The 20,924-nt window shown below is 42.6% G+C and carries 13 protein-coding genes, 14 tRNA genes and 2 rRNA genes (1 of these 29 cut by a window edge); 4 read left to right on the forward strand and 25 right to left on the reverse strand.

Annotated features, from left to right (window positions below; all coding sequences use genetic code 11):
- Positions 1–36: 36 nt before the first annotated feature.
- From menB to GRQ40_RS15155, 4 genes are read right to left on the reverse strand one after another with little or no spacing between them, the layout of a single operon-like run.
- Positions 37–855 carry a 1,4-dihydroxy-2-naphthoyl-CoA synthase gene (gene menB / locus GRQ40_RS15140; protein ID WP_044745840.1) on the reverse strand — a complete coding sequence of 273 codons (819 nt, stop codon included), beginning with the start codon at positions 853–855 and terminating at the stop codon, positions 37–39.
- Positions 845–1,669 (reverse strand): 2-succinyl-6-hydroxy-2,4-cyclohexadiene-1-carboxylate synthase, encoded by an 825-nt coding sequence (gene menH / locus GRQ40_RS15145; RefSeq protein WP_066149999.1) that lies wholly within the window; start codon positions 1,667–1,669, stop codon positions 845–847. Before menH ends, menB begins: the two co-directional genes overlap by 11 nt.
- Positions 1,666–3,423, reverse strand: coding sequence for a 2-succinyl-5-enolpyruvyl-6-hydroxy-3-cyclohexene-1-carboxylic-acid synthase (menD, locus tag GRQ40_RS15150; protein ID WP_159720292.1), 1,758 nt, complete (start codon positions 3,421–3,423; stop codon positions 1,666–1,668). The genes menH and menD overlap by 4 nt, the downstream gene beginning before the upstream one ends.
- Positions 3,413–4,798, reverse strand: a complete 1,386-nt coding sequence (locus GRQ40_RS15155; RefSeq protein ID WP_159720293.1) for an isochorismate synthase — start codon at positions 4,796–4,798, stop codon at positions 3,413–3,415. The genes menD and GRQ40_RS15155 overlap by 11 nt, the downstream gene beginning before the upstream one ends.
- 201 nt (positions 4,799–4,999) lie before the next feature.
- Here GRQ40_RS15155 and GRQ40_RS15160 point away from each other — a divergent pair, with 201 nt between their 5' ends.
- The 3 genes from GRQ40_RS15160 to GRQ40_RS15170 all read left to right on the forward strand — a co-directional run bounded on the left by GRQ40_RS15160 (position 5,000) and on the right by GRQ40_RS15170 (position 7,921).
- Complete coding sequence (locus GRQ40_RS15160; RefSeq protein ID WP_044745837.1) at positions 5,000–5,938, forward strand: 1,4-dihydroxy-2-naphthoate polyprenyltransferase; 939 nt, start codon at positions 5,000–5,002, stop codon at positions 5,936–5,938.
- 82 nt (positions 5,939–6,020) lie between these two features.
- Positions 6,021–6,788 carry a yteA family sporulation protein gene (locus GRQ40_RS15165; RefSeq protein WP_044745836.1) on the forward strand — a complete coding sequence of 256 codons (768 nt, stop codon included), beginning with the start codon at positions 6,021–6,023 and terminating at the stop codon, positions 6,786–6,788.
- A gap of 338 nt (positions 6,789–7,126) precedes the next feature.
- On the forward strand, positions 7,127–7,921 hold the full coding sequence (locus tag GRQ40_RS15170) for a TIGR00266 family protein (RefSeq protein ID WP_159720294.1): 795 nt from the start codon (positions 7,127–7,129) through the stop codon (positions 7,919–7,921).
- A gap of 210 nt (positions 7,922–8,131) precedes the next feature.
- On the opposite strand, the gene GRQ40_RS15175 is transcribed toward GRQ40_RS15170, so the two are convergent.
- The 5 genes from GRQ40_RS15175 to glgB are packed head-to-tail and all read right to left on the reverse strand — an operon-like array spanning position 8,132 to position 16,064.
- Positions 8,132–10,531, reverse strand: a complete 2,400-nt coding sequence (locus GRQ40_RS15175; RefSeq protein ID WP_159720295.1) for a glycogen/starch/alpha-glucan phosphorylase — start codon at positions 10,529–10,531, stop codon at positions 8,132–8,134.
- Positions 10,521–11,975, reverse strand: coding sequence for a glycogen synthase GlgA (gene glgA / locus GRQ40_RS15180; protein WP_159720296.1), 1,455 nt, complete (start codon positions 11,973–11,975; stop codon positions 10,521–10,523). The genes GRQ40_RS15175 and glgA overlap by 11 nt, the downstream gene beginning before the upstream one ends.
- Positions 11,972–13,000 carry a GlgC family sugar phosphate nucleotidyltransferase gene (locus GRQ40_RS15185; RefSeq protein ID WP_044745831.1) on the reverse strand — a complete coding sequence of 343 codons (1,029 nt, stop codon included), beginning with the start codon at positions 12,998–13,000 and terminating at the stop codon, positions 11,972–11,974. Before GRQ40_RS15185 ends, glgA begins: the two co-directional genes overlap by 4 nt.
- Positions 13,001–13,006: 6 nt before the next feature.
- The gene (locus GRQ40_RS15190) at positions 13,007–14,170 is read right to left on the reverse strand and encodes a glucose-1-phosphate adenylyltransferase (protein ID WP_159720297.1); all 1,164 of its coding nucleotides are present in this window, start codon (positions 14,168–14,170) and stop codon (positions 13,007–13,009) included.
- Positions 14,121–16,064, reverse strand: a complete 1,944-nt coding sequence (glgB, locus tag GRQ40_RS15195; protein WP_159720298.1) for a 1,4-alpha-glucan branching enzyme — start codon at positions 16,062–16,064, stop codon at positions 14,121–14,123. Before glgB ends, GRQ40_RS15190 begins: the two co-directional genes overlap by 50 nt.
- Before the next feature lie 711 nt (positions 16,065–16,775).
- Here glgB and GRQ40_RS15200 point away from each other — a divergent pair.
- On the forward strand, positions 16,776–17,750 hold the full coding sequence (locus GRQ40_RS15200) for a cation diffusion facilitator family transporter (protein ID WP_066149970.1): 975 nt from the start codon (positions 16,776–16,778) through the stop codon (positions 17,748–17,750).
- Positions 17,751–18,133: 383 nt separating this feature from the next.
- Here the strand turns inward: GRQ40_RS15200 and GRQ40_RS15205 are convergent.
- From GRQ40_RS15205 to GRQ40_RS15280, 16 genes are all read right to left on the reverse strand, one after another.
- A tRNA-Glu gene (locus GRQ40_RS15205) sits at positions 18,134–18,205 on the reverse strand.
- A gap of 13 nt (positions 18,206–18,218) precedes the next feature.
- Positions 18,219–18,311 (reverse strand) — tRNA-Ser (locus GRQ40_RS15210).
- Between the two features lie 2 nt (positions 18,312–18,313).
- Positions 18,314–18,388, reverse strand: a tRNA-Asn gene (locus GRQ40_RS15215).
- 266 nt (positions 18,389–18,654) lie between these two features.
- Positions 18,655–18,728, reverse strand: a tRNA-Ile gene (locus GRQ40_RS15220).
- A gap of 7 nt (positions 18,729–18,735) precedes the next feature.
- A tRNA-Gly gene (locus tag GRQ40_RS15225) sits at positions 18,736–18,806 on the reverse strand.
- Between the two features lie 205 nt (positions 18,807–19,011).
- A tRNA-His gene (locus GRQ40_RS15230) sits at positions 19,012–19,087 on the reverse strand.
- Positions 19,088–19,106: 19 nt separating this feature from the next.
- Positions 19,107–19,179: transfer RNA gene (locus GRQ40_RS15235), tRNA-Thr, on the reverse strand.
- Positions 19,180–19,348: 169 nt separating this feature from the next.
- Positions 19,349–19,424 (reverse strand) — tRNA-Phe (locus GRQ40_RS15240).
- Between the two features lie 12 nt (positions 19,425–19,436).
- A tRNA-Asp gene (locus tag GRQ40_RS15245) sits at positions 19,437–19,512 on the reverse strand.
- A 12-nt stretch (positions 19,513–19,524) separates the two neighbouring features.
- Positions 19,525–19,601 (reverse strand) — tRNA-Met (locus tag GRQ40_RS15250).
- Between the two features lie 37 nt (positions 19,602–19,638).
- A tRNA-Val gene (locus tag GRQ40_RS15255) sits at positions 19,639–19,714 on the reverse strand.
- A 6-nt stretch (positions 19,715–19,720) separates the two neighbouring features.
- Positions 19,721–19,792: transfer RNA gene (locus GRQ40_RS15260), tRNA-Glu, on the reverse strand.
- A 14-nt stretch (positions 19,793–19,806) separates the two neighbouring features.
- A tRNA-Ser gene (locus GRQ40_RS15265) sits at positions 19,807–19,897 on the reverse strand.
- Between the two features lie 4 nt (positions 19,898–19,901).
- Positions 19,902–19,976 (reverse strand) — tRNA-Asn (locus tag GRQ40_RS15270).
- Between the two features lie 162 nt (positions 19,977–20,138).
- Positions 20,139–20,255: ribosomal RNA gene (gene rrf / locus GRQ40_RS15275) — 5S ribosomal RNA — on the reverse strand.
- 142 nt (positions 20,256–20,397) lie between these two features.
- Positions 20,398–20,924: ribosomal RNA gene (locus tag GRQ40_RS15280) — 23S ribosomal RNA — on the reverse strand; it runs 2,402 nt beyond the window's last position.

A 20,924-nucleotide genomic window follows, 5' to 3' on the forward strand; every position in this document is an offset into this window, starting at 1 on the left:
CTTGATCCATCACATTCAAGCTGCTACGTTTTTGCATTATGGAAAACGCGGGAACTGTTTGAAATCCGGTTTGCGTTTTTCTTTGAACGCATCTCTTCCTTCTTTTGCCTCTTCTGTCGTATAGTAAAGTAATGTAGCATCGCCAGCAAGCTGCTGAATGCCTGCTAAGCCATCAGAGTCAGCATTGAATGCCGCTTTTAGGAAACGAATCGCTGTTGGGCTTTTTTCTAAAATTTCTTCCGCCCATTTTACCGTCTCTTCCTCTAGTTGCTCCAACGGAACCACTTTGTTGACAAGTCCCATTTCTAATGCTTCTTGAGCGTTATATTGGCGGCATAAGTACCAAATTTCACGAGCCTTTTTGTGGCCAACGATACGAGCTAAATAACCGGCTCCATAGCCTCCGTCAAAGCTTCCTACCTTCGGACCTGTTTGTCCAAAAATAGCGTTATCTGCTGCAATCGTTAAATCGCAAACAACATGCAATACATGTCCACCGCCGATCGCATAACCGGCTACCATTGCGATGACCGGTTTAGGGATCACGCGAATCAGACGCTGTAAATCCAATACGTTCAAGCGTGGGATTTGATCCTCGCCTACATAGCCACCATGGCCTCTCACTTTTTGGTCCCCGCCAGAGCAAAACGCTTTTCCGCCTGCACCCGTTAAAATAATGACACCGATATTGGCATCATCACGAGCGTATGAAAACGCATCAATTAACTCTTGAACCGTCTTTGGACGAAAGGCATTATGTACTTCTGGACGGTTGATCGTGATTTTAGCAATGCCATTGTACGTTTCGTATAGAATATCTTCGTACTTGCGCTCAGCTACCCATTCAATCGCCATTCACGCATCCTCCTCTTTCAATAAACTCATTTATTATTTTAGCAAAAATTTCTGGTTGTTCCACATGAATTGCATGTCCCGCATCGGAAATTTTCGACATGTACGAATTGGGCAGCAGTTCAACCATCTTTGACGCTATTTGGCAAAATTTCTGATCAAGTTCCCCGCAAAGAAGCAGTGTTGGGGCTTTTATTTGCGACAAGTGTTCCCACCAAGAGGGCTGTCTTCCTGTTCCCATGCCGCGCAAGCTATTCGCTAGCCCTTTGGCTTGATGCCTTAATCGTTCTGTACGAATTCGCCTTCTGGCCGTCTCAGGCAGCTGTCTTTGCGTAGCAAAAAGCGGCTGTTGCTCCCATTTGTCAATAAATGCTTGCACTCCATATTGCTCAATTTCCATCGCCAGCGCCTCATCGTTCTGAATGCGCAATTGGCGTTCCTCTTCGGTCTTTAGTCCAGGCGAGCTGCTTTCTAGCAACAATGTTTCTACTCGGTGCGGATAACGAATGGCAAAAGTAAGCGCGAGCCTTCCCCCCATCGAATAGCCAAGAACGTGAGCACGATGAATTTCCAGCTGCTGCAACAATTCATGCAAATCAGCCGCTACGCTTTCGATATGATAGCGGTCGAGTTCATCCGGACACTCTGTTAAACCATGTCCTATAATATCAACCATAACGAGCTGCCAATTTTTCCAATACGGAATAAGCGGATACCATGTTTCTGTACTCCCTGTAAAGCCGTGTAGCAATAAAAGCGGCGGACCTTCCCCATAAACTTCTACATGATAGGAAACACCGCGAATCCGTTTTTTCATAATCTTCCCCTTTTTTGAAGAAACTCTGTTATTCTCTCTGTTACATTTTTCCAAAGCCATTGATGTTTGGTTACATTTTCTTTCCTCGATGTACACAGCTCGATGACATGCAGCCCTTGAGATTGGATAGAATGCTTTACGTAATAACGGAACTCGTCCCATGTATCCACCTTTTGATAATAGCCATCATACATGCGGATAATATGCTCAAACCGCAAATCGGTCGGAGTGCCAAACAATGCTTCAAAATGCTTTTCTTGCCTTGCTTGCGGCAAAAATGAAAAAATGCCGCCTCCATTATTATTAATAACAATAATGGTCGCATGCAGCTGATAAAGCTTCGCTGCTAGCAAGCCATTTAAATCATGATAAAAGGAAAGATCGCCAATCACAAGCACAAGCGGATCGGCTTCAAGGCTAGCTCCTAAAGCGCTTGAAACAACCCCATCAATGCCATTGGCGCCACGATTCGCCATTAAGCGGATTTGCTTATCGTTCGTCATAAAAAACGTGTCGGCATCGCGAACCGGCATGCTGTTGCCGACAAATAGCGTAGACTTCTCTGGTAAAAGCTCCGTCAGCTCGATAAATACTTTTCCTTCAAACATTTCTTCTTCTTTTCCTGCTTCCAAAAGCTCTTCTTTAGCCAGCTTATTGATGTCCTGCCATAGTTGCATCCATTCGTTTGGCACACGGCGATCAGCGGACCCAAGTTCCGCTAAGCGTCGGCAAAATTCAATTTCGTCACAATAAATCATTTGCGAAGCAGTAAAAGTTGGCTCACGCCATCCGCCTTCCCCGTCCACCACAATTTGGGTAATGGACGGATGCCGCTTTAGCATAAGTAAAAGCGGTTTTGAAATCGGCATGGCACCAAATCGAATAACAATGTCTGGAAGCAGCGCTTCCGCTATTGCTGCGTCTTTAAAAATAGCATCATAGCTTTCAATAATATAGTCTTTCGTATGAGTTCCACTGCGCAACTGAGAAAGTGGATCAGCCAAAATCGGGTATTGTAGCGCTTCGGCAAGTTCAGTGACCGCTTCCGCAAATTCCGGCTCATCCATATTTCCGCAAACAATAAGGCCTTTTTCAATACATGAAAGCTGCTTATATAATTGATGAAACTGCGCATCATCTAGTGTTTTTTTACCGATAGCAATTTGAATATAAGATGCTTCCTTTTCGTTAATTTGCTCCCATGTTTGATCTGTAACAGCTGGCACAAGCGGTTCACGGAGCGGAAAATTTAAGTGGACAGGACCTCGCGGCGCACTCATCGCCACGGCTGCCGCTCTCGCTGCCATCATTCGAGCATAGCGCAGCATTTCATTTGAGCTTTCTGGAAGCGCCATATCGACAAACCATTTGGCATGCTTTCCATACAAATGAATTTGATCGATTGCCTGCGGCGCTCCGACATCGCGGAGTTCATGAGGACGATCAGCTGTAAGAACGACGAGAGGAACCCTTGAATAATAGGCCTCTACTACAGCAGGTACATAGTTTGCCGCAGCCGTTCCCGATGTACAAAGAAGAGCGACAGGTTTTCGTTTGGCTTTTGCCATCCCCAATGCAAAAAAAGCGGCAGAGCGCTCATCAATATTCATATGTACGCGCATTTTTGGATGCTCTGCCATCACCATGGCAAAAGGGGTAGAGCGCGATCCCGGACTTACGACCACATCTTCTATCCCGGTCTTGGCCAGCTCATCTACAAACGCAGAGACATACAGTGTTAAATCATCGCTCATCTTGCTTCACTCCTAATGCGGATAACATTGGTTTCAATTTCACGTTTGTTTCTTCATATTCGCTGAACGGCTCTGAATCGCCCACAACACCGCATCCCGCAAAAAGGAAAGCTTCATTTCCTTGCAACAAACCGGAGCGAATGGCAACGGCAAACTCTCCATCTCCCATTGCATTCATCCAACCAATGGGAGCAGCATACCATCCTCGGTCTAGCGGCTCAGCTTCTCGAATCATTTCAAGCGCCTTCTCTTTTGGAGCTCCTCCAAGGGCAGGGGTCGGATGAAGCCGTTCCACAACCGAAAGCAAGGAAACACGGCTGTCGCTTTTACCGATCACAGGAGTATATAAGTGTTGAATATCTCTCATTTTTAGCAGCTGTGGTTCCGGGGAAATTTTGACATCCTCACACACATCCTGCATCGCTTGTCTAATCATTTCGACAACGAACCGATGTTCGTGTAAATTTTTTTCATCCTGTAAAAGCACTTGGCCAAGGGATTCATCCTCACTGCTTGTACGTCCGCGACGAATCGAGCCAGCTAAACACGTTGAATAAAATGTATGTTCTTCTTTTTTTACAAGCTGTTCAGGGGAAGCACCGATAAAACAGCTGCCGGCTTGTTCAAATGCAAACAGATAGCTAAACGGCTGCTGCTCACACAAGTGCTCCAGCACGGCGCTTGGCGTGAGCTGTCCATCAAATTGAAGGCGTACCTCTCGCGCTAACACCACTTTATCAAAACTTCCTTGTTGTATTCCGTCAATGATTTGCCGCACAGCATGGATCCATTCATCCGTTCGGATCTCTTCGTATGTCACACAACGCGGAAGAGAGGGAGTTTGATGGAATGATTTGGTATATAACAACCCAAGCAGGCGATCAATTTCTTCAAGCATGCTCTGGTTATTTTTTGAAGGAACCGTAATCGTAATCATTGCACAGTCTTTTTTTAGAGATAATAGAACCGTCGGAACAATAAATTTTGCATTTGAAAAATGCGTCCATTTATCTGTTTTCTTTTTTAAAGGATCAAATGAAAAGCCTCCAAATAAAACAGGGGTTGCTTTCTCTTCCTCACCATGCACTTCTGTCATATTTAAAAAATCGTGCCATTTTTCTTCAATGATGGAAAAACGCGGGCCATCTCCCTCCTCATCGATGACATATGTACAGCCTATCCCAGCGTAAACAACCTCGTTTGAACGATCAGACCAATAAAAACGCTCAGAAAACGAGCTCGTTTCTCCCAGCTTAAACAAATAAACTGGGGCAATAGACGGTACGATTCCGCTCCAGCTTACAAACGGCTGACACGCGGATTTTGTTATCATCTCTAGTTTTTTTCGAATTTGATGCTGATATAAAGTCGCCACTGCCATCCCGCTTTCTTGTTATTACTAAACTTTTTGATGAAACTAGATTCCTGAAAAGTTATTATCACTTCCCATTATATATAACAGGAAATAATTTATCTATTCCTAAGGGGTTGACACCTGTGAAGGGTTTACCTACACTTATTTTGAATATTTTTTGAGCTATGCTTTGATTTTATCCTAATATGAGGGGTATGATTTATGCAATCACCATTACCTAAACATCAACCAACACCTTCGTTGAAATACAATCGAAGCTGGCGTGTATGGTGGAACCTGACACGTCCCCATACTTTGACGGCTGCTTTCGTGCCTGTTTCGATTGGAACTGCTTTAGCTTTTCGGGAAACAGCTGTTCATCTTACATTATTTTTGGCTATGCTTATTGCTTCATTATTAATTCAAGCAGCGACCAATATGTTTAATGAGTATTATGATTACAAGCGCGGCTTAGATTCCTCCGAGTCTGTTGGTATTGGCGGAGCCATTGTTCGGGAAGGAATTGCACCTAAAACCGTATTGTTGTTAGCGTTTTCCTTCATCGCAATCTCTATTCTAATTGGTGTATATATTTGTATGAACAGCAGCTGGTGGATTGCTGTCGTCGGCACAATTTGTGTAGCAGCAGGATATTTTTACACAGGCGGACCGATTCCGATTGCTTATACTCCATTCGGAGAGCTTGCGGCAGGATTTTTTATGGGACTTATCATCATTTTAATTTCCTTTTTCATTCAAACAGGAACCATTACATTCGTTCCAATTGTTGTTTCTATTCCAATTGCCATTTTAGTTGGGGCCATTTTGCTTGCTAACAATATTCGCGACCTTGACGGGGATCAGCAGCACGGACGGAAAACCCTTGCAATTTTAATCGGCAGAACCAACGCGATCCGTCTATTAGGAGGGATGTTTATCGTCTCCTTCGCTTGGATGATTGGATTAATAGCTTTACATGTCGTTTCTCCTTGGACGCTGCTTGTTTTCCTAAGCGTGCCGAAAGCTGTGGCAGCTACAAAAGGATTCATTGGAAAAACCAAACCGATTGAAATGATGCCTGCGATGAAAGCGACGGCACAAGCCAATACACAGTTTGGCTTTTTGTTGGCGATTGGGCTGCTCATCGGTCACTGGCTATAACACGGTTGCCTAACCGTGTTTTTTTTTATTTTTCGTTCATACTACATCATAAAAGCGAATTTTGAGGAAGGGGTATTTCCTAATGTTAACCAATCAACAAATATCTGCCTTACAGGCACAGCTTCTAAAGGCAAAACAAGAGCTAGAGAATCGCCTTCATCATAATGATCATTTCGGCTTGGAAAGAAGCCATGCCCACGATTCAGTCGGCGAGTTAGCAAGCTACGACAATCATCCAGCTGATGAGGCAACAGAATTGTATGAGCGAGAAAAAGATTTGGCACTTAATGAGCATGCTGAAAGAGAATTAGCTGACATTCATCATGCGTTGGCGGCTATCGATGACGGAACCTATGGCATTTGTGAAACATGCGGAAAGCCGATTCCATATGAACGTCTGGAGGCATTGCCAACGACTACATTTTGCAAGGAGCATAGTGCAGATCAATCCGTTTCACACCAGCGTCCTCTTGAAGAAGGCGTGCTGATGCCCCCATTTGGAAAATTTGATTTTGATCATCGCGATGTTGTAGCGTATGATGCCGAAGATGCCTGGCAAGATGTAGCACAATACGGAACATCCGATACACCATCCGATCTTTGGCAGGATGTGGACCATTATAACGAAGCATACGCAGAAGCAACAGAAAACGTAGGATATGTCGAGGATTTCGAAAACTTTGCTGCTGTTGATTTATATGGTCAGCAGATGGCCGTTTACCCTACGCAGAAACATCAAAGCTTTGAACGTGTATTAGATGAAGAACAGATCATGTCAAATATCGGCGATTTACCAGCATATGAAAAGGAGCCTTATACGCTAGACGAAACTAAACCAAAAAGATCTTAAGATGAAAAAGGCCATGGATCTGCATCCTGTTATAAGCAGCACTGGCCTTTTTATTCGCACACTCAGCTCTCCATCATCCTAAAGCAAAACAGAAAAGTAGCATTTTCAAACTTCCTAACCGATATAAAAAACACCTTAACATGTGGGATTTTGCAACGCCTCCCCCTAACGAAGGCAAGCCGCCCGCTCGCCTCCGACTAGCAACATTTCGTCAAGGATTGGTTCGATTTTTAAGTTATATTGATGGAAAAAACATTGGTTTGTTAGTGAAACTAAAAGGGATTTCCTTCCGTATAAAGAATAGATTCATCATAAAAAGTCATTTAGAGGTGAAAAAAATGAATGCACACGACATTGACTACACCCTGCATGGAGATGACATGCAGTTCGTAGAAATCGAATTAGATCCACAAGAAAGTGTTATTGCTGAGGCAGGCGGCATGATGATGATGGAAGATGGAATTGAAATGGAAACGATTTTTGGTGATGGAGCAAGCACCGGCAAAGGATTTCTTAGCAAGCTTGTTGGTGCCGGAAAACGGCTCTTGACCGGAGAAAGTTTGTTCATGACCGTCTTTACGAATAACGGAACAGATAAAAGACGCGTCGCCTTTGCCGCTCCTTATCCCGGAAAGATTATCCCTGTTGATTTAAGCGAGCTAGGCGGTAAAATCATTTGTCAAAAGGATTCGTTCCTTTGCGCTGCTAAAGGAGTCTCCGTCGGCATCGACTTTCAGCGAAAGCTCGGTACCGGCTTCTTTGGCGGTGAAGGGTTTATCATGCAAAAGCTGGAAGGAGATGGACTTGCCTTTTTGCATGCTGGGGGAACCATTTACAAGCGTGAGCTTCAGCCTGGGGAAAAACTGCGAATCGATACTGGCTGCTTAGTCGCTATGACAAAAGAAGTGAACTACGATATCGAGTATGTCGGCAAAATCAAAACAGCCTTTTTCGGCGGAGAGGGGTTATTTTTTGCTACGTTAAGCGGTCCGGGAACCGTTTGGGTGCAATCGCTGCCGTTCAGCCGTCTCGCTGATCGCATTATCGCTTCCGCTCCAAGCTCAGGTGGCCGATCTGTAGGCGAGGGAAGCATTCTTGGAGGCATTGGAGATTTGCTCAATGGAGACGATTAATCTCTTATGTATAAAAGAGGGCACAGATGGTTCTGTGCCCTCCATACTTCATCCTGCGTCACTGGCTCTATTCCTTGTTTACCAAGCGTTTATTTTCAATCCCGACTGATGTAGTTGAACGGATGATGCGTCAAATGATTGTAGACATAATCAAGATGGACGTTGTCGACAACCTAGAGAACACAGATGGCTCTGTGTTCTTCTTGTTCATTAGATAAGAGGATGAATGTCCCATATTTCATTTGCATATTCTTGAATGGTTCGGTCGCTTGAGAAATGGCCCGAATGAGCAATATTGATCGCGCTCATTTCCATCCATTTTTCCCTATACTGGTACACTTCGGAGATTTTTTCTTGCGTTTCGGCATAATCAGCAAAATCGCGCAGCACAAAATATTCATCATTTTGCATTAAAAGCGAATCGTAAATCGGTTCAAAATGATCGTGCGCGTCTGGAAAAAATCCATTGACTAACTGATCAACGACTTGCTTGATTCTTCGATCATGGTGATAATATTCATGAGAACGATAACCACCATTCTGATAATAATTCAAAACTTCCTCAGCCGTTAATCCGAAGATGAAAATATTCTCCTTGCCTACTTCCTCAAAAATTTCAATATTGGCTCCATCCATCGTGCCAATGGTAATGGCACCGTTCATCATAAATTTCATATTCCCTGTTCCCGAAGCTTCCTTGCTAGCTGTGGAAATCTGCTCGCTAATATCGGCTGCTGGAAAAATATCCTCTGCTAAAGATACGCGATAGTTCTCTAAAAAAATCACTTTCAGCTGTTCATTTGTTTGGGGATCATGATTTACTTTTTCCGCAAGAGAATTAATCAGCTTAATAATTCGCTTCGCATAATAATAGCCTGGCGAAGCCTTTGCCCCGAAAATAAAGGTACGAGGATAAATCGAAAAGCTCGAATCCTCTTTCAATCGATTGTAAAGGTACATAATGTGCAAAACGTTCAAAAGCTGGCGTTTATAAGCATGAAGCCGTTTAACCTGCACATCAAAAATCGAAGACTCGTCAACGGCGATGCCAGTTTGCTCGTAAATGCGTTTAGCTAAAATCGCCTTTCGCTGCTGCTTTACTTTAGCCAATGCTCTTTGAAAAGAGCGGTCTGATGCATAGGACGTTAAATCGAGCAGCGTTTCCGGCCGCTGAATCCACCGTGCTCCAATCGCTTCCGTAATTAACGAAGCAAGCTGCGGATTTGCTTTTAGCAACCAGCGGCGATGCGTAATGCCATTGGTTTTATTATTAAATTTTTGCGGAAATACTTCATAAAATTGCTTCATTTCACGTTTTTTTAAGATTTCCGAATGAAGCTTTGCCACTCCGTTTACACGATAACTTCCGACCACTGCTAAGTGGGCCATTTTAACAAGTCCATGAGCAATAATCGCCATATCCTCAATTCGTTTCCATTCACCTGGATATTTATTCCATAAACCACGACAAAAGCGCTCATTAATTTCTTCGACAATCATGTAAATGCGTGGAAGCAATGGCTGAAAAATATGAATGGGCCATTTCTCTAACGCTTCTGATAATGTTGTGTGATTCGTATAAGACACTGTGTTCGTCGTAATCTCCCATGCATCTTCCCAGCTCATTCCTTCTTCGTCCAACAACACCCTCATTAACTCTGGAATCGCTAAAACTGGATGCGTATCATTCACATGAATGGCTACATGCTTATGCAAGTTAGATAAATTCCCGTACTGACGACGATGAGCGCGAACAATGCTTCCGACACTCGCCGCTACAAGAAAATATTGCTGTTTAAGACGTAAAATTTTCCCCTCATCGTGCGTATCATCTGGATATAGAAATTCTGAAATAGCTTCCGTTTCCCGCTTATACTGCATGATACTTTTATGTTTAGGAAAGGTTTTAGAAGGTTCGGCGCTCCAAAGGCGAAGAGTATTAACCGTTTTGGTTCCATAGCCAATCACAGGCATATCGTAGGGAACAGCTGTTACTTTTTCGCTATCTGTATGACGGAATACCAGCCTTCCTCCTTCATTTGATACCTCTACTCTTCCCCAGAAGTTCACTTCAATTGCTAAATCTTCCTTTCTTACCTCCCAAACATTCCCATGCCTCAACCATTGCTCTGGAAGCTCCACTTGATAGCCATCGACAATTTTTTGATCAAACAGCCCATGCTTATATCGTATTCCACAGCCATGTCCGGGCAAATTTAACGAAGCAAGAGAATCCAAAAAACAAGCGGCAAGGCGGCCAAGACCGCCATTTCCTAGTCCCGCATCCGCCTCGCTTTCCTCAATTTCTTCTAAATCAATGCCCAGCTCTTTTAATCCTTCTTCGACTACATCACGGATTCCAAGATTTAATAAGTTACTTCCCAAAAGACGGCCAAGCAGAAATTCAATGGATAGATAATACACCTGCTTGCTGCTTTTCGCGCGACTCCGCTCATTTGTCCGAATCCAATCCTGGCTTATATATTCGCGAACCATATTCCCTAACGTATGATATTGATCGCGCACGGTCGATTCCTCAAACCGCTTTCCATACATCATCTCAAGTCTTCTTAAAAAAACCATTTTAAACTCTTCTTTGTTAGAGAACATGACTTCCACTCCCAGCCATTAATTCGTCATAAAGCTGATTATACTTAAACGCCGACTGCGCCCAGCTGTAATCTCGGCTCATCGCTTCTTTCACAAGCTTTTCCCATATTTCTTTTTGCTTATAAAATTCAAGCGCTCGACGAATGGTATACAGCATATCATGCGCATTAAAATTTTTAAAACTAAATCCATTGCCTTCACCCGTAAACTCATTAAACGATTGGACAGTATCGTTTAATCCGCCTGTTTCTCGCACAATTGGAATCGCGCCATATCGCAATGCAATTAATTGCGCCAAGCCGCACGGCTCAAACTGGGATGGCATTAAAAATAAATCGGTGCCTGCATAGATTTGATGAGCCAGCTCTTCGTTAAATCCAATATATACTTTTACTTGATGAGGATATGTCATCGCCATTTCATGAAAGAAATGTTCGAACTCCCGATCTCCCGTTCCCAGAACAATAAACTGGACATTTTCCGCAATGATTTCATGAAATACACATTTCACTAAATCAAGTCCTTTTTGCTTCGTTAGACGGGTCACCATGGCGATAATCGGCGTATCTTCTTCGCTGCGCAAACCGAATTTTTGCCTGAGCGCTTGCTTATTAATTTCTTTGCGCGCAATCGTGAACTGATCATATGGAATCGCAATGTGCTGGTCTTTTTTTGGATTGTATATTTCATCATCAATTCCGTTTAATATGCCGAAAAGATCGCGTCGGCGAGCTCTCAGAAGCCCATCGAGCTTTTCTCCGTAATATTCCGTTTGAATTTCTTCTTTGTAGGTGGGACTAACAGTCGTAATCATATCTGCAGACACAAGAGCTGCTTTCATAAAGCTGACGTTCCCATAAAACTCTAAATAATCAATCGTAAAATAGCGCTCACTGCTCAAATTAAGCAAATCCTCTAAAATGCTGCGAGGGAAAATCCCTTGAAACTGTAAATTATGAATCGTAAATACCGTGCGGATATTTCCATAAAACGAATTGTTTTTATACTCTTCCCGTAATAAAAATGGAATCATCCCTGTGTGCCAATCATGGCAATGAATAATTTGCGGCTGGAAGGAAATAGCGGGAAGTGCATCTAAAACAGCTCGACAGAAATAGGAAAATCGTTCTCCGTCGTCATAATGGCCATATAAACTATCACGTTTAAAATAGTATTCGTTGTCGATAAAATAATAGACAACTCCTTCGTATTCCAGCATTTCAACTCCGCAATATTGACGGCGCCAGCCGACTCGAACAACCAGCTCCGCGACCTTTTTCATTTGCTTTTTAAATTCTTCCGAAATCATTCCATATTTAGGAAGCATCACACGGATATCTGTGCCTAATCGTTTGAGTTCTTTCGGCAACGCGCCAGCTACATCTGCCAAACCGCCCGACTTCACAAAGGGTACGCATTCTGACACAACAAACAAAATTTTCACTGATTCATCAACTCTCCTTGTACAGTTCCTTTACGAACAACAAATGGATGCTGCTCCGAACCTACGATCTTAACGCCATTTTCAACCTTCACATCTTTATCCACAATAACAGAATTCAGCTCGCATTGTTCACCAATATGGCTTTTCTGCATAATAATACTGTTTTTAACAACCGTCCCCTTTTCTATTTTTACTGCTCGAAAAATAATGCTGTTTTCAACATGTCCTTCGATCATGCATCCATTAGCCACTATTGAATTTTTGACAACAGCATTTTCTGTATATTTAGTAGGCGGCGCATCCTTCACTTTTGTATAAATAGGACGCGATTTAACAAATAGCTGATTCCAAATGGTTGGATTAAGCAGCTCTAAGCTATGACGAAAATAGCTTTCGATAGAGTCAATGACAGCCACATATCCATAATGCTCATAATCACATATTTTCAATTGATGAAGATGATCGTGGACAACATCGATGATGCTATTGTAGCCTGTATGAATTCGGTTCGCAATTAAATCCAGAAGGAGAGAGGTTTCTAGCACGAACATTCCAAGCGAACGGCCTTGATGACGTATTTCTGTAATATCGCACTGATTATCGATATGACGCTTTAACACAGCCTCATAGTCAATATTGCAAACGGTATAGCTATTGCAAATGAGCGCATACTTTTGTTTGCTGCGTAAAAAGTAGTCAATATGCTGTTCAAAATGTTGGAAAGCCCCTAAATGATGCGCCGGAATATTTAAATCTGAGGAAGGAAAGAAAAAGAGCCCATCTCGTTTTCGACTCAAATCCCAATTTTTCCCTGAACCTAAATGATCCATCAATGATCGATAGTGATACTTTGGGAAAATAGCGATGCTTTGCATACCTGAGTTCACCATGTTTGATAGGACAAAATCTATTAAGCGGTATCTTCCTGCAAATGGAATTGCTGCAATGGAACGATGCAGCGTCAGCTCATATAGCGACTCCATATACCTTGTGTCATCTATTACCCCTAACATCGTTTTATTCATCGCTGTTCATCCTTTCTCAACGATTTCTGAGCTCTGTGCCTGCAACCATTCTTGTGTAACAAGAAAAATCTCATCATCAAATGCAGACGGGCGAATGACTATTCCCGGCGGGATCTCAAGCTCTGACGGTACAATGGCTCTTTCAATATAGGCATTTTCACCAATCACTACATCCGGCATAATGACACAGTCTCTCACAATCGCTCCCTTTTGAACATAAACTCCCTGAAAAACAACGGAATGGTCAATGGTTCCCTCAATAATGCATCCTTCATTCACCAGCGAGTTAATCACTATTGCATCTGGAGAGATATACTGAGGAGGTTGATTTGGATTAACGGAATAGATCTTCCATGATTGATCAAACAAATTTAATTCACATTCTGGATCTAATAAATCCATATTTGCCTCCCACAGGCTTTTCACTGTTCCGACATCCTTCCAATATCCTTTAAATGGATAAGCCATAAGCCGTTTCTTTTCTTTCAATAATAGCGGAATCACATCTTTGCCAAAGTCATGACTTGAACTCGGATTTTCATTGTCGATTTGCAAGTATTCCTTTAAAACACTCCAATTAAAAATATAAATTCCCATAGAAGCGAGGTTGTTTTTTGGGGCAGACGGTTTTTCTTCAAACTCTACAATCCGCATTTCTTTGTCTGTGTTCATGATACCAAATCGGCTCGCTTCGGCCCAAGGCACTTCAATAACAGAAATCGTCACATCCGCATTTTTGGCGATATGATAATCCAGCATTTTGGCGTAATTCATCTTATAAATGTGGTCACCTGAAAGAATCAACACATATTCCGGATCATACTGCTCAATATAGTTCATGTTTTGATAAATGGCGTGCGCTGTTCCTTCATACCATTTTACCCCAGATGATTCAGAATACGGGGGTAAAACGGTCACTCCTCCATTTCTTCGATCTAAATCCCAAGCGCTGCCAATACCAATATATGAGTGTAGAAGAAGCGGCTGATATTGAGTCAATATTCCTACCGTATCAATACCGGAATTGGAGCAGTTGCTTAGCGTAAAATCAATGATTCGATATTTTCCTCCAAACGGAACGGCTGGTTTGGCTAGCTGTTTGGTCAATGAATTTAATCGACTACCTTGTCCGCCGGCCAACAACATGGCGACGCATCTTTTCTTCACCATCTACACTTCTCTCCCCTCGTTTTTTCATTGGGCGCAACACAGAAATTCCAAAAGGTGGGATAGTCATTTCGATGTGGTATGGTTTTCCATGAAACGGCTCTTCGAGAGCAGTCATCGGTTTTTTATTAATATAACCACATCCTCCATATAGGGAAGCGTCGCTGTTAAAAGCTTCCTTATACGTGGCAAGCAGCGGAACGCCTACCTTGTAATCATGGTATGCCGTTCCAGTAAAGTTACAAACGACAACTAATATATCATTCTCTTTATTGCTTTTTCGAACAAACGAAAAGATGCTCTGTTCAGCGTTATGCACATCAATCCATTCGAACCCTTCTGGCGAATGATCCAGCTCATAAAGAGGCTTATGACGTTTGTAAAACTTTATTAAGTCTTTCACATACACACTCATTTTTCTATGCATCTCAAAATCAAATAACATCCAATCAAGTTGATCCAAATCCTTCCATTCATCAAATTGACCGAATTCCCCTCCCATAAACAATAATTTTTTTCCTGGATGAGTAGCTAAATACCCATATAATAATCGCAGTTGCGCAAATTTCTGCTCATATTCGCCAGGCATTTTATTTAATAATGATTTTTTTCCGTGCACTACCTCATCATGTGAAAATGGCAAAATAAAATTTTCTGAGTATGCGTATAGCAAAGAAAAAGTAACTTTATGATGCAGATATTTACGATGTTCGGGAGCCGCCTCCATATAGGTCAGAATGTCGTTCATCCAGCCCATATTCCATTTATAATTAAACCCTAAGCCTCCTTCATAAGTCGGCGCAGTCACCTTCGGCCAATCTGTAGAATCTTCAGCAATCATTAACAATGAAGGATCATAGGAAAAGACAGCTTCATTTAGTTTCTGCAAAAATTCCACGGCGTAGGGGTTTTTATGAAGGACATGACTGTTGGGCCAATAAAGCATATTAGCTACTGCATCAACGCGAAAGCCGTCAATATGGAAATACTCCATCCAAAATAATGCATTCGAGATGAGAAAGCTTCGAACCTCAGGCTTCCCTAGATCAAAATTGGCTGTTCCCCACACCGGATTCTCACGATCCTGTATATTGACATATTCATATGTTGGGGCTCCATCAAACATGTATAGGCCATGTGCATCTTTACAAAAATGACCAGGGACCCAGTCTAAAATCACTCCTATTCCAGCTTGATGGCACTGATCAATAAAAAACATGAAATCATGTGGAGTTCCATAGCGGCTTGTAGCGGAATAATATCCTGTTCCTTGATATCCCCATGAGCGATCGAGCGGATGCTCAATTAAGGGAAGCAGTTCAATGTGAGTAAACCCATTTTGCACTACATAAGGGATTAGTTCTTCTGCTAGCTCTTGATAGGAGTAAAAGCTTCCATCTTCCTTCTTTTTCCACGAACCTAAATGAACTTCATAAATGAATAACGGTTGATCGTAAGCTGGTTTGCGGCGTTTCTTTCGCTGCCACGCTTTATCATTCCAATGATATCCATCTAATGAATATACAATAGAGGCCGTACGAGGACGGAGTTCGGAATAAAATGCATATGGATCCGCTTTAAGGAGTACTTGCTCATTTTCCGTAAAAATTTCATATTTATATAAGTGTCCCTCTAAATTTTCAGGGATAAATATGGTCCATACGCCTTGATCGTTTATTTTGGTAAGTGGGTGATCTTTCCCGTTCCAGTTGTTAAAGCTCCCTACAAGTCGCACAGCACGCGCATGAGGAGCCCATACACTAAATCTTGTTCCAACCACCCCTTCATTTCTTACGATATGAGCGCCAAACATTTTATAGCTTTTATATAAGCTTCCTTCATGAAACAAATGAACCTCAAAATCTGTGGGATTTGTTGCTATCAACGAGCATCTCATCCTTTCACTATAATTTTTTTATTTTGCCAATATTTCATTACGATCCTAATTGCTCCATGTTAAATGAAAGATGAAGCAGTTTGTTTTTTCTTCTGAACCAACATCTTCTTTTTTCCATTGTCCAACGCCATACACTGCTTCACTTATTGGCTTATCCATTAGTATTTATTTAGATTCGACATTGATTTATAAATTCCTTGATAAAATGTGTTTATATTTTGTGACAATTCTCACCAGGAAATTTCATACAAAAAGAGGATGAAGGGATTCTCTTTTTCCCCTGCTTTTGCTTGTTCAATCATTGGATGTCCAAACAATATTATTTTTCAGGCTAAACCATTAGATTCGCGAACAATTTGTTGCTTTGCCACGCGTTTATGTGATGAAAGATAGGCTACAAACCTCTGTGCACACATTCGTCATATTCTTTTCTAGAGTCGCTTTGCTCAATCTTCAAGCTATATTTATTATGATTGACTGATAAACATTCCCTTATCTCGCGCAATTTCCAGCTATATGCCCTTTCTCTTATAGGATGGACACAATAAGGCATTTGCCACTCTCGGAGAACAAGCGGCTATATTATGAACAAAAGATTAAAATAAGAAGCTTTCAAAAATGGTACAAAGCTATGATTTGCAAATTGCTTGTTTACGGCATATAATTTATAATAAATATCTAATGATAATTATTCTAAAAAAGAGGTGTATTATGAGTTACTCTGACTATCATCACCTGCCTCATGTCAAAGAACAAAACAAATCAAAACGAACATTATGGATTACCCTTTCCCTAACGCTGTTTTTTGCCCTTGTTGAAGTCATTGGCGGAGTTTTATCTAATTCGCTTGCACTTCTTTCTGATTCAGCTCATATGGCCTCAGATGTGCTGGCGCTCATTTTGAGTATGGTTGCTCTGTATCTCGCATCGCGGCAGCCCAATAAAACATTTACGTTTGGATATTTGCGATTTGAGATTATTGCTTCCTTTTTAAACGGATTGGCACTTGCAATGATCGCTATTGGCATCTTTATCGAAGGAATTCGACGGTTCATTCATCCTGAGCCTGTTCATTTTCAGCTGATGCTTACAATTGCTACAATTGGGCTGATCGTTAATCTTATCTTAACAATCGTCCTTAGCAGAAGCACAAAAGAAGAGGAAAATTTAAATGTGAAAAGCGCTTTATGGCATTTTATCGGCGATCTTTTGAGTTCAATCGGAGTTATCGCTTCAGCTATTATCATCTATTTCACGGAATTTGCCTTAATAGATCCATTGATTAGTATGATTATAGGAGGAATTATTTTTACAGGAGGAGCAAAAATCATCCGCGAATCGTACTTTATTCTTATGGATTCTGTTCCATCGCAGTTTGATCTTGAGCAAATACGCTCTGACATTAGCGGTATTAAAGGGGTAGAAGATGTACATGACATGCACATTTGGGCGATTTCTTCCGACCATTATTCCTTAACTGCTCACGTATTTATCAATGAACACATTCAGCCATTCTGTGTTATTTTAGCCATTAATGAAATGCTGGAAAGGAAATATAGAATTAAACATTCCACGATTCAAATTGAACATGCTTACTTTCATGATCATGGAGAGTACGGAGAAAAATTTCTTCGCCAAAAAAACAAAGCACCAAAAAAGCCGAGTAGCCCTAACGAATCATTTTGAGTTTAGGGAATATGAACATGAGTAGAAAAATTATGCCGACCTTTCTGTTTTTATGGTCGGCCTTTCTTTGTATTTATTATTCATTTACATTTGACATTTTGTCAAGTTAAAAATTCGGAATAATCAAAAACAGAAATGCACAATATTATATAGATCAAGTTTTTTTATAAATTTTTCTTTCTAAATAATTGGAGGAACGAATATTTTTGAGGCGTATGATGTAACTTATTATGTTAACATAATAGAGTTATACCGTTTTTCCACGGTCGGTGATCGAGCATCATCTCTTCTCCCGTGTGTTTTGAAGATGACACTCGTTTTATCTTTAAATGATTTTATATAAAGTAAAAAACACTATGCTTTAGCACAGTGCTTTTTACTTATGACCCGTACGGGATTCGAACCCGTGTTACCGCCGTGAAAGGGCGGTGTCTTAACCACTTGACCAACGGGCCTTGCATTCAGCAGTGGCGGAGAAGGCGGGATTTGAACCCGCGCGCCGCAAAAACGCGACCTAACGGTTTAGCAAACCGTCCCCTTCAGCCACTTGGGTACTTCTCCAATGGCTCCGCAAGTAGGATTCGAACCTACGACCTACCGGTTAACAGCCGGTTGCTCTACCGCTGAGCTATTGCGGAATAGTGGATAAACACAAAAACTAACGAATCATTATTCGTATTTTTCTACTGCCTCTTCCTCTTCAAGACATTCGAAGAAGCACAATGCGTCGAGGCAACTCGCTGTTTGCTCAGAGGAGAAATGCTCGTCGCTGAGCGATTGCGGAATAGTAGATGAAAACAAAAGCTAACTGACCAATGTTATAGAAGAAATTCACAGAACACCTATAGATGGGCAACACATGTCACCAAACTTTATGCAAAGAAACGCTTTACAAAAAGAAAGATGGGCCTAAGTGGACTTGAACCACCGACCTCACGCTTATCAGGCGTGCGCTCTAACCAGCTGAGCTATAGGCCCGTATACAAGCGGGTGATGGGAATCGAACCCACGACATCAGCTTGGAAGGCTGAGGTTTTACCACTAAACTACACCCGCATAATTATCAAATTTTTTATTACAAATTTCTAGTATCCCGATATACCATGCCTCTTCCTCTACCAGTTCATTCTAAGATGCTTTGTGCGTCGAGGCAACTCGTCGCCTATTCAATGATGTATCGCTCGTGGCTGAGGTTTTACCATTAAACTACATCCGCGCAATTATCAAATCTTTTATCACAAATGTCTTGGGATAATATGTATGGGGCGACTAGTGGGAATCGAACCCACGAATGCCAGAGCCACAATCTGGTGCGTTAACCACTTCGCCATAGCCGCCATTACTTTAATAAATCGATGCCGGCTGCAGGACTTGAACCCGCAACCTACTGATTACAAGTCAGTTGCTCTACCAATTGAGCTAAGCCGGCTTTATCTATAGAACTAACCATAAAAGCACATGTTCTGTGCCTCTTCCTCTTCAAGACATTTCAAGATGTCCAATGCGTCGAGGCAACTCGCAGTCATTTCACCGATGCTCCGCTCGTCTCTACCAATTGAGCTAAGCCGGCATTCATAAGATGCGTTGGATAAAATAAATGGTGGCTCGGGACGGAATCGAACCGCCGACACAAGGATTTTCAGTCCTTTGCTCTACCGACTGAGCTACCGAGCCATACATATTTTATGGCGGTCCCGACGGGACTCGAACCCGCGATCTCCTGCGTGACAGGCAGGCATGTTAACCACTACACTACGGGACCAACCGTTTTATTTGGTTGCGGGGGCAGGATTTGAACCTGCGACCTTCGGGTTATGAGCCCGACGAGCTACCAGGCTGCTCCACCCCGCGATGACAAAATTATATTTTTTTCAATCAATATTATGTATGGTGGAGGATGACGGGATCGAACCGCCGACCCCTTGCTTGTAAGGCAAGTGCTCTCCCAGCTGAGCTAATCCTCCTAAAAGTGACCCGTACGGGATTCGAACCCGTGTTACCGCCGTGAAAGGGCGGTGTCTTAACCACTTGACCAACGGGCCATTACATGAAATAGTGGCGGAGAGCAAGGGATTCGAACCCTTGAGACGCTGTTAACGTCTACACGATTTCCAATCGTGCTCCTTCGACCACTCGGACAGCTCTCCAAAATGGCTCCGCAAGTAGGATTCGAACCTACGACCTACCGGTTAACAGCCGGTTGCTCTACCGCTGAGCTATTGCGGAATAGTGGATAAACACAAAAACTAACGAATCATTATTCGTATTTTTCTACTGCCTCTTCCTCTTCAAGACATTCGAAGAAGCACAATGCGTCGAGGCAACTCGCTGTTTGCTCAGAGAGGAAATGCTCGTCGCTGAGCTATTGCGGAATATGTTTAATATAAAGCCTAGCAACGTCCTACTCTTGCAGGGGCGTTAGCCCCAACTACCATCGGCGCTGGAGAGCTTAACTTCCGTGTTCGGGATGGGAACGGGTGTGACCTCTCCGCCATCATCACTAGGCTTATTATTTCAAACAGACAAGTATTATTATAACGAGCATTTCGCCCATGTCAAGAACTTTTTGTTCTTTCAAAACTAGATAACAGATCAGAGAAGAAAGGATAGGCGGTGCTTTTCTTGATGTCTTGCTCCCCTTTTCGTATTGGTTAAGTCCTCGATCGATTAGTATCCGTCAGCTACACGTGTCGCCACGCTTCCACCTCGGACCTATCTACCTCGTCATCTTCGAGGGATCTTACTTGCTTATGCAATGGGAAATCTCATCTTGAGGGGGGCTTCACGCTTAGATGCTTTCAGCGCTTATCCCTTCCGCACATAGCTACCCAGCAGTGCCCTTGGCAGGACAACTGGTACACCAGCGGTGCGTCCATCCCGGTCCTCTCGTACTAAGGACAGCTCCTCTCAAATTTCCTGCGCCCGCGACGGATAGGGACCGAACTGTCTCACGACGTTCTGAACCCAGCTCGCGTACCGCTTTAATGGGCGAACAGCCCAACCCTTGGGACCGACTACAGCCCCAGGATGCGATGAGCCGACATCGAGGTGCCAAACCTCCCCGTCGATGTGGACTCTTGGGGGAGATAAGCCTGTTATCCCCGGGGTAGCTTTTATCCGTTGAGCGATGGCCCTTCCATGCGGAACCACCGGATCACTAAGCCCGACTTTCGT

Source organism: Anoxybacillus sp. PDR2 (assembly GCF_009834045.1).
GTDB classification, from domain to species: Bacteria; Bacillota; Bacilli; order Bacillales; family Anoxybacillaceae; genus Anoxybacteroides; species Anoxybacteroides rupiense.

Coding starts and splice junctions, on each gene's coding strand:
- GRQ40_RS15170 (WP_159720294.1), top strand. CDS start 7,127: ATGAATGCACACGACATTGACTACACCCTGCATGGAGATGACATGCAG.
- menB (WP_044745840.1), bottom strand. CDS start 855: ATGGCGATTGAATGGGTAGCTGAGCGCAAGTACGAAGATATTCTATAC.
- GRQ40_RS15190 (WP_159720297.1), bottom strand. CDS start 14,170: ATGGTGAAGAAAAGATGCGTCGCCATGTTGTTGGCCGGCGGACAAGGT.
- GRQ40_RS15160 (WP_044745837.1), top strand. CDS start 5,000: ATGCAATCACCATTACCTAAACATCAACCAACACCTTCGTTGAAATAC.
- menH (WP_066149999.1), bottom strand. CDS start 1,669: ATGAAAAAACGGATTCGCGGTGTTTCCTATCATGTAGAAGTTTATGGG.
- GRQ40_RS15200 (WP_066149970.1), top strand. CDS start 16,776: ATGAGTTACTCTGACTATCATCACCTGCCTCATGTCAAAGAACAAAAC.
- GRQ40_RS15175 (WP_159720295.1), bottom strand. CDS start 10,531: ATGTTCTCTAACAAAGAAGAGTTTAAAATGGTTTTTTTAAGAAGACTT.
- GRQ40_RS15165 (WP_044745836.1), top strand. CDS start 6,021: ATGTTAACCAATCAACAAATATCTGCCTTACAGGCACAGCTTCTAAAG.
- glgB (WP_159720298.1), bottom strand. CDS start 16,064: ATGAGATGCTCGTTGATAGCAACAAATCCCACAGATTTTGAGGTTCAT.
- menD (WP_159720292.1), bottom strand. CDS start 3,423: ATGAGCGATGATTTAACACTGTATGTCTCTGCGTTTGTAGATGAGCTG.
- GRQ40_RS15185 (WP_044745831.1), bottom strand. CDS start 13,000: ATGAATAAAACGATGTTAGGGGTAATAGATGACACAAGGTATATGGAG.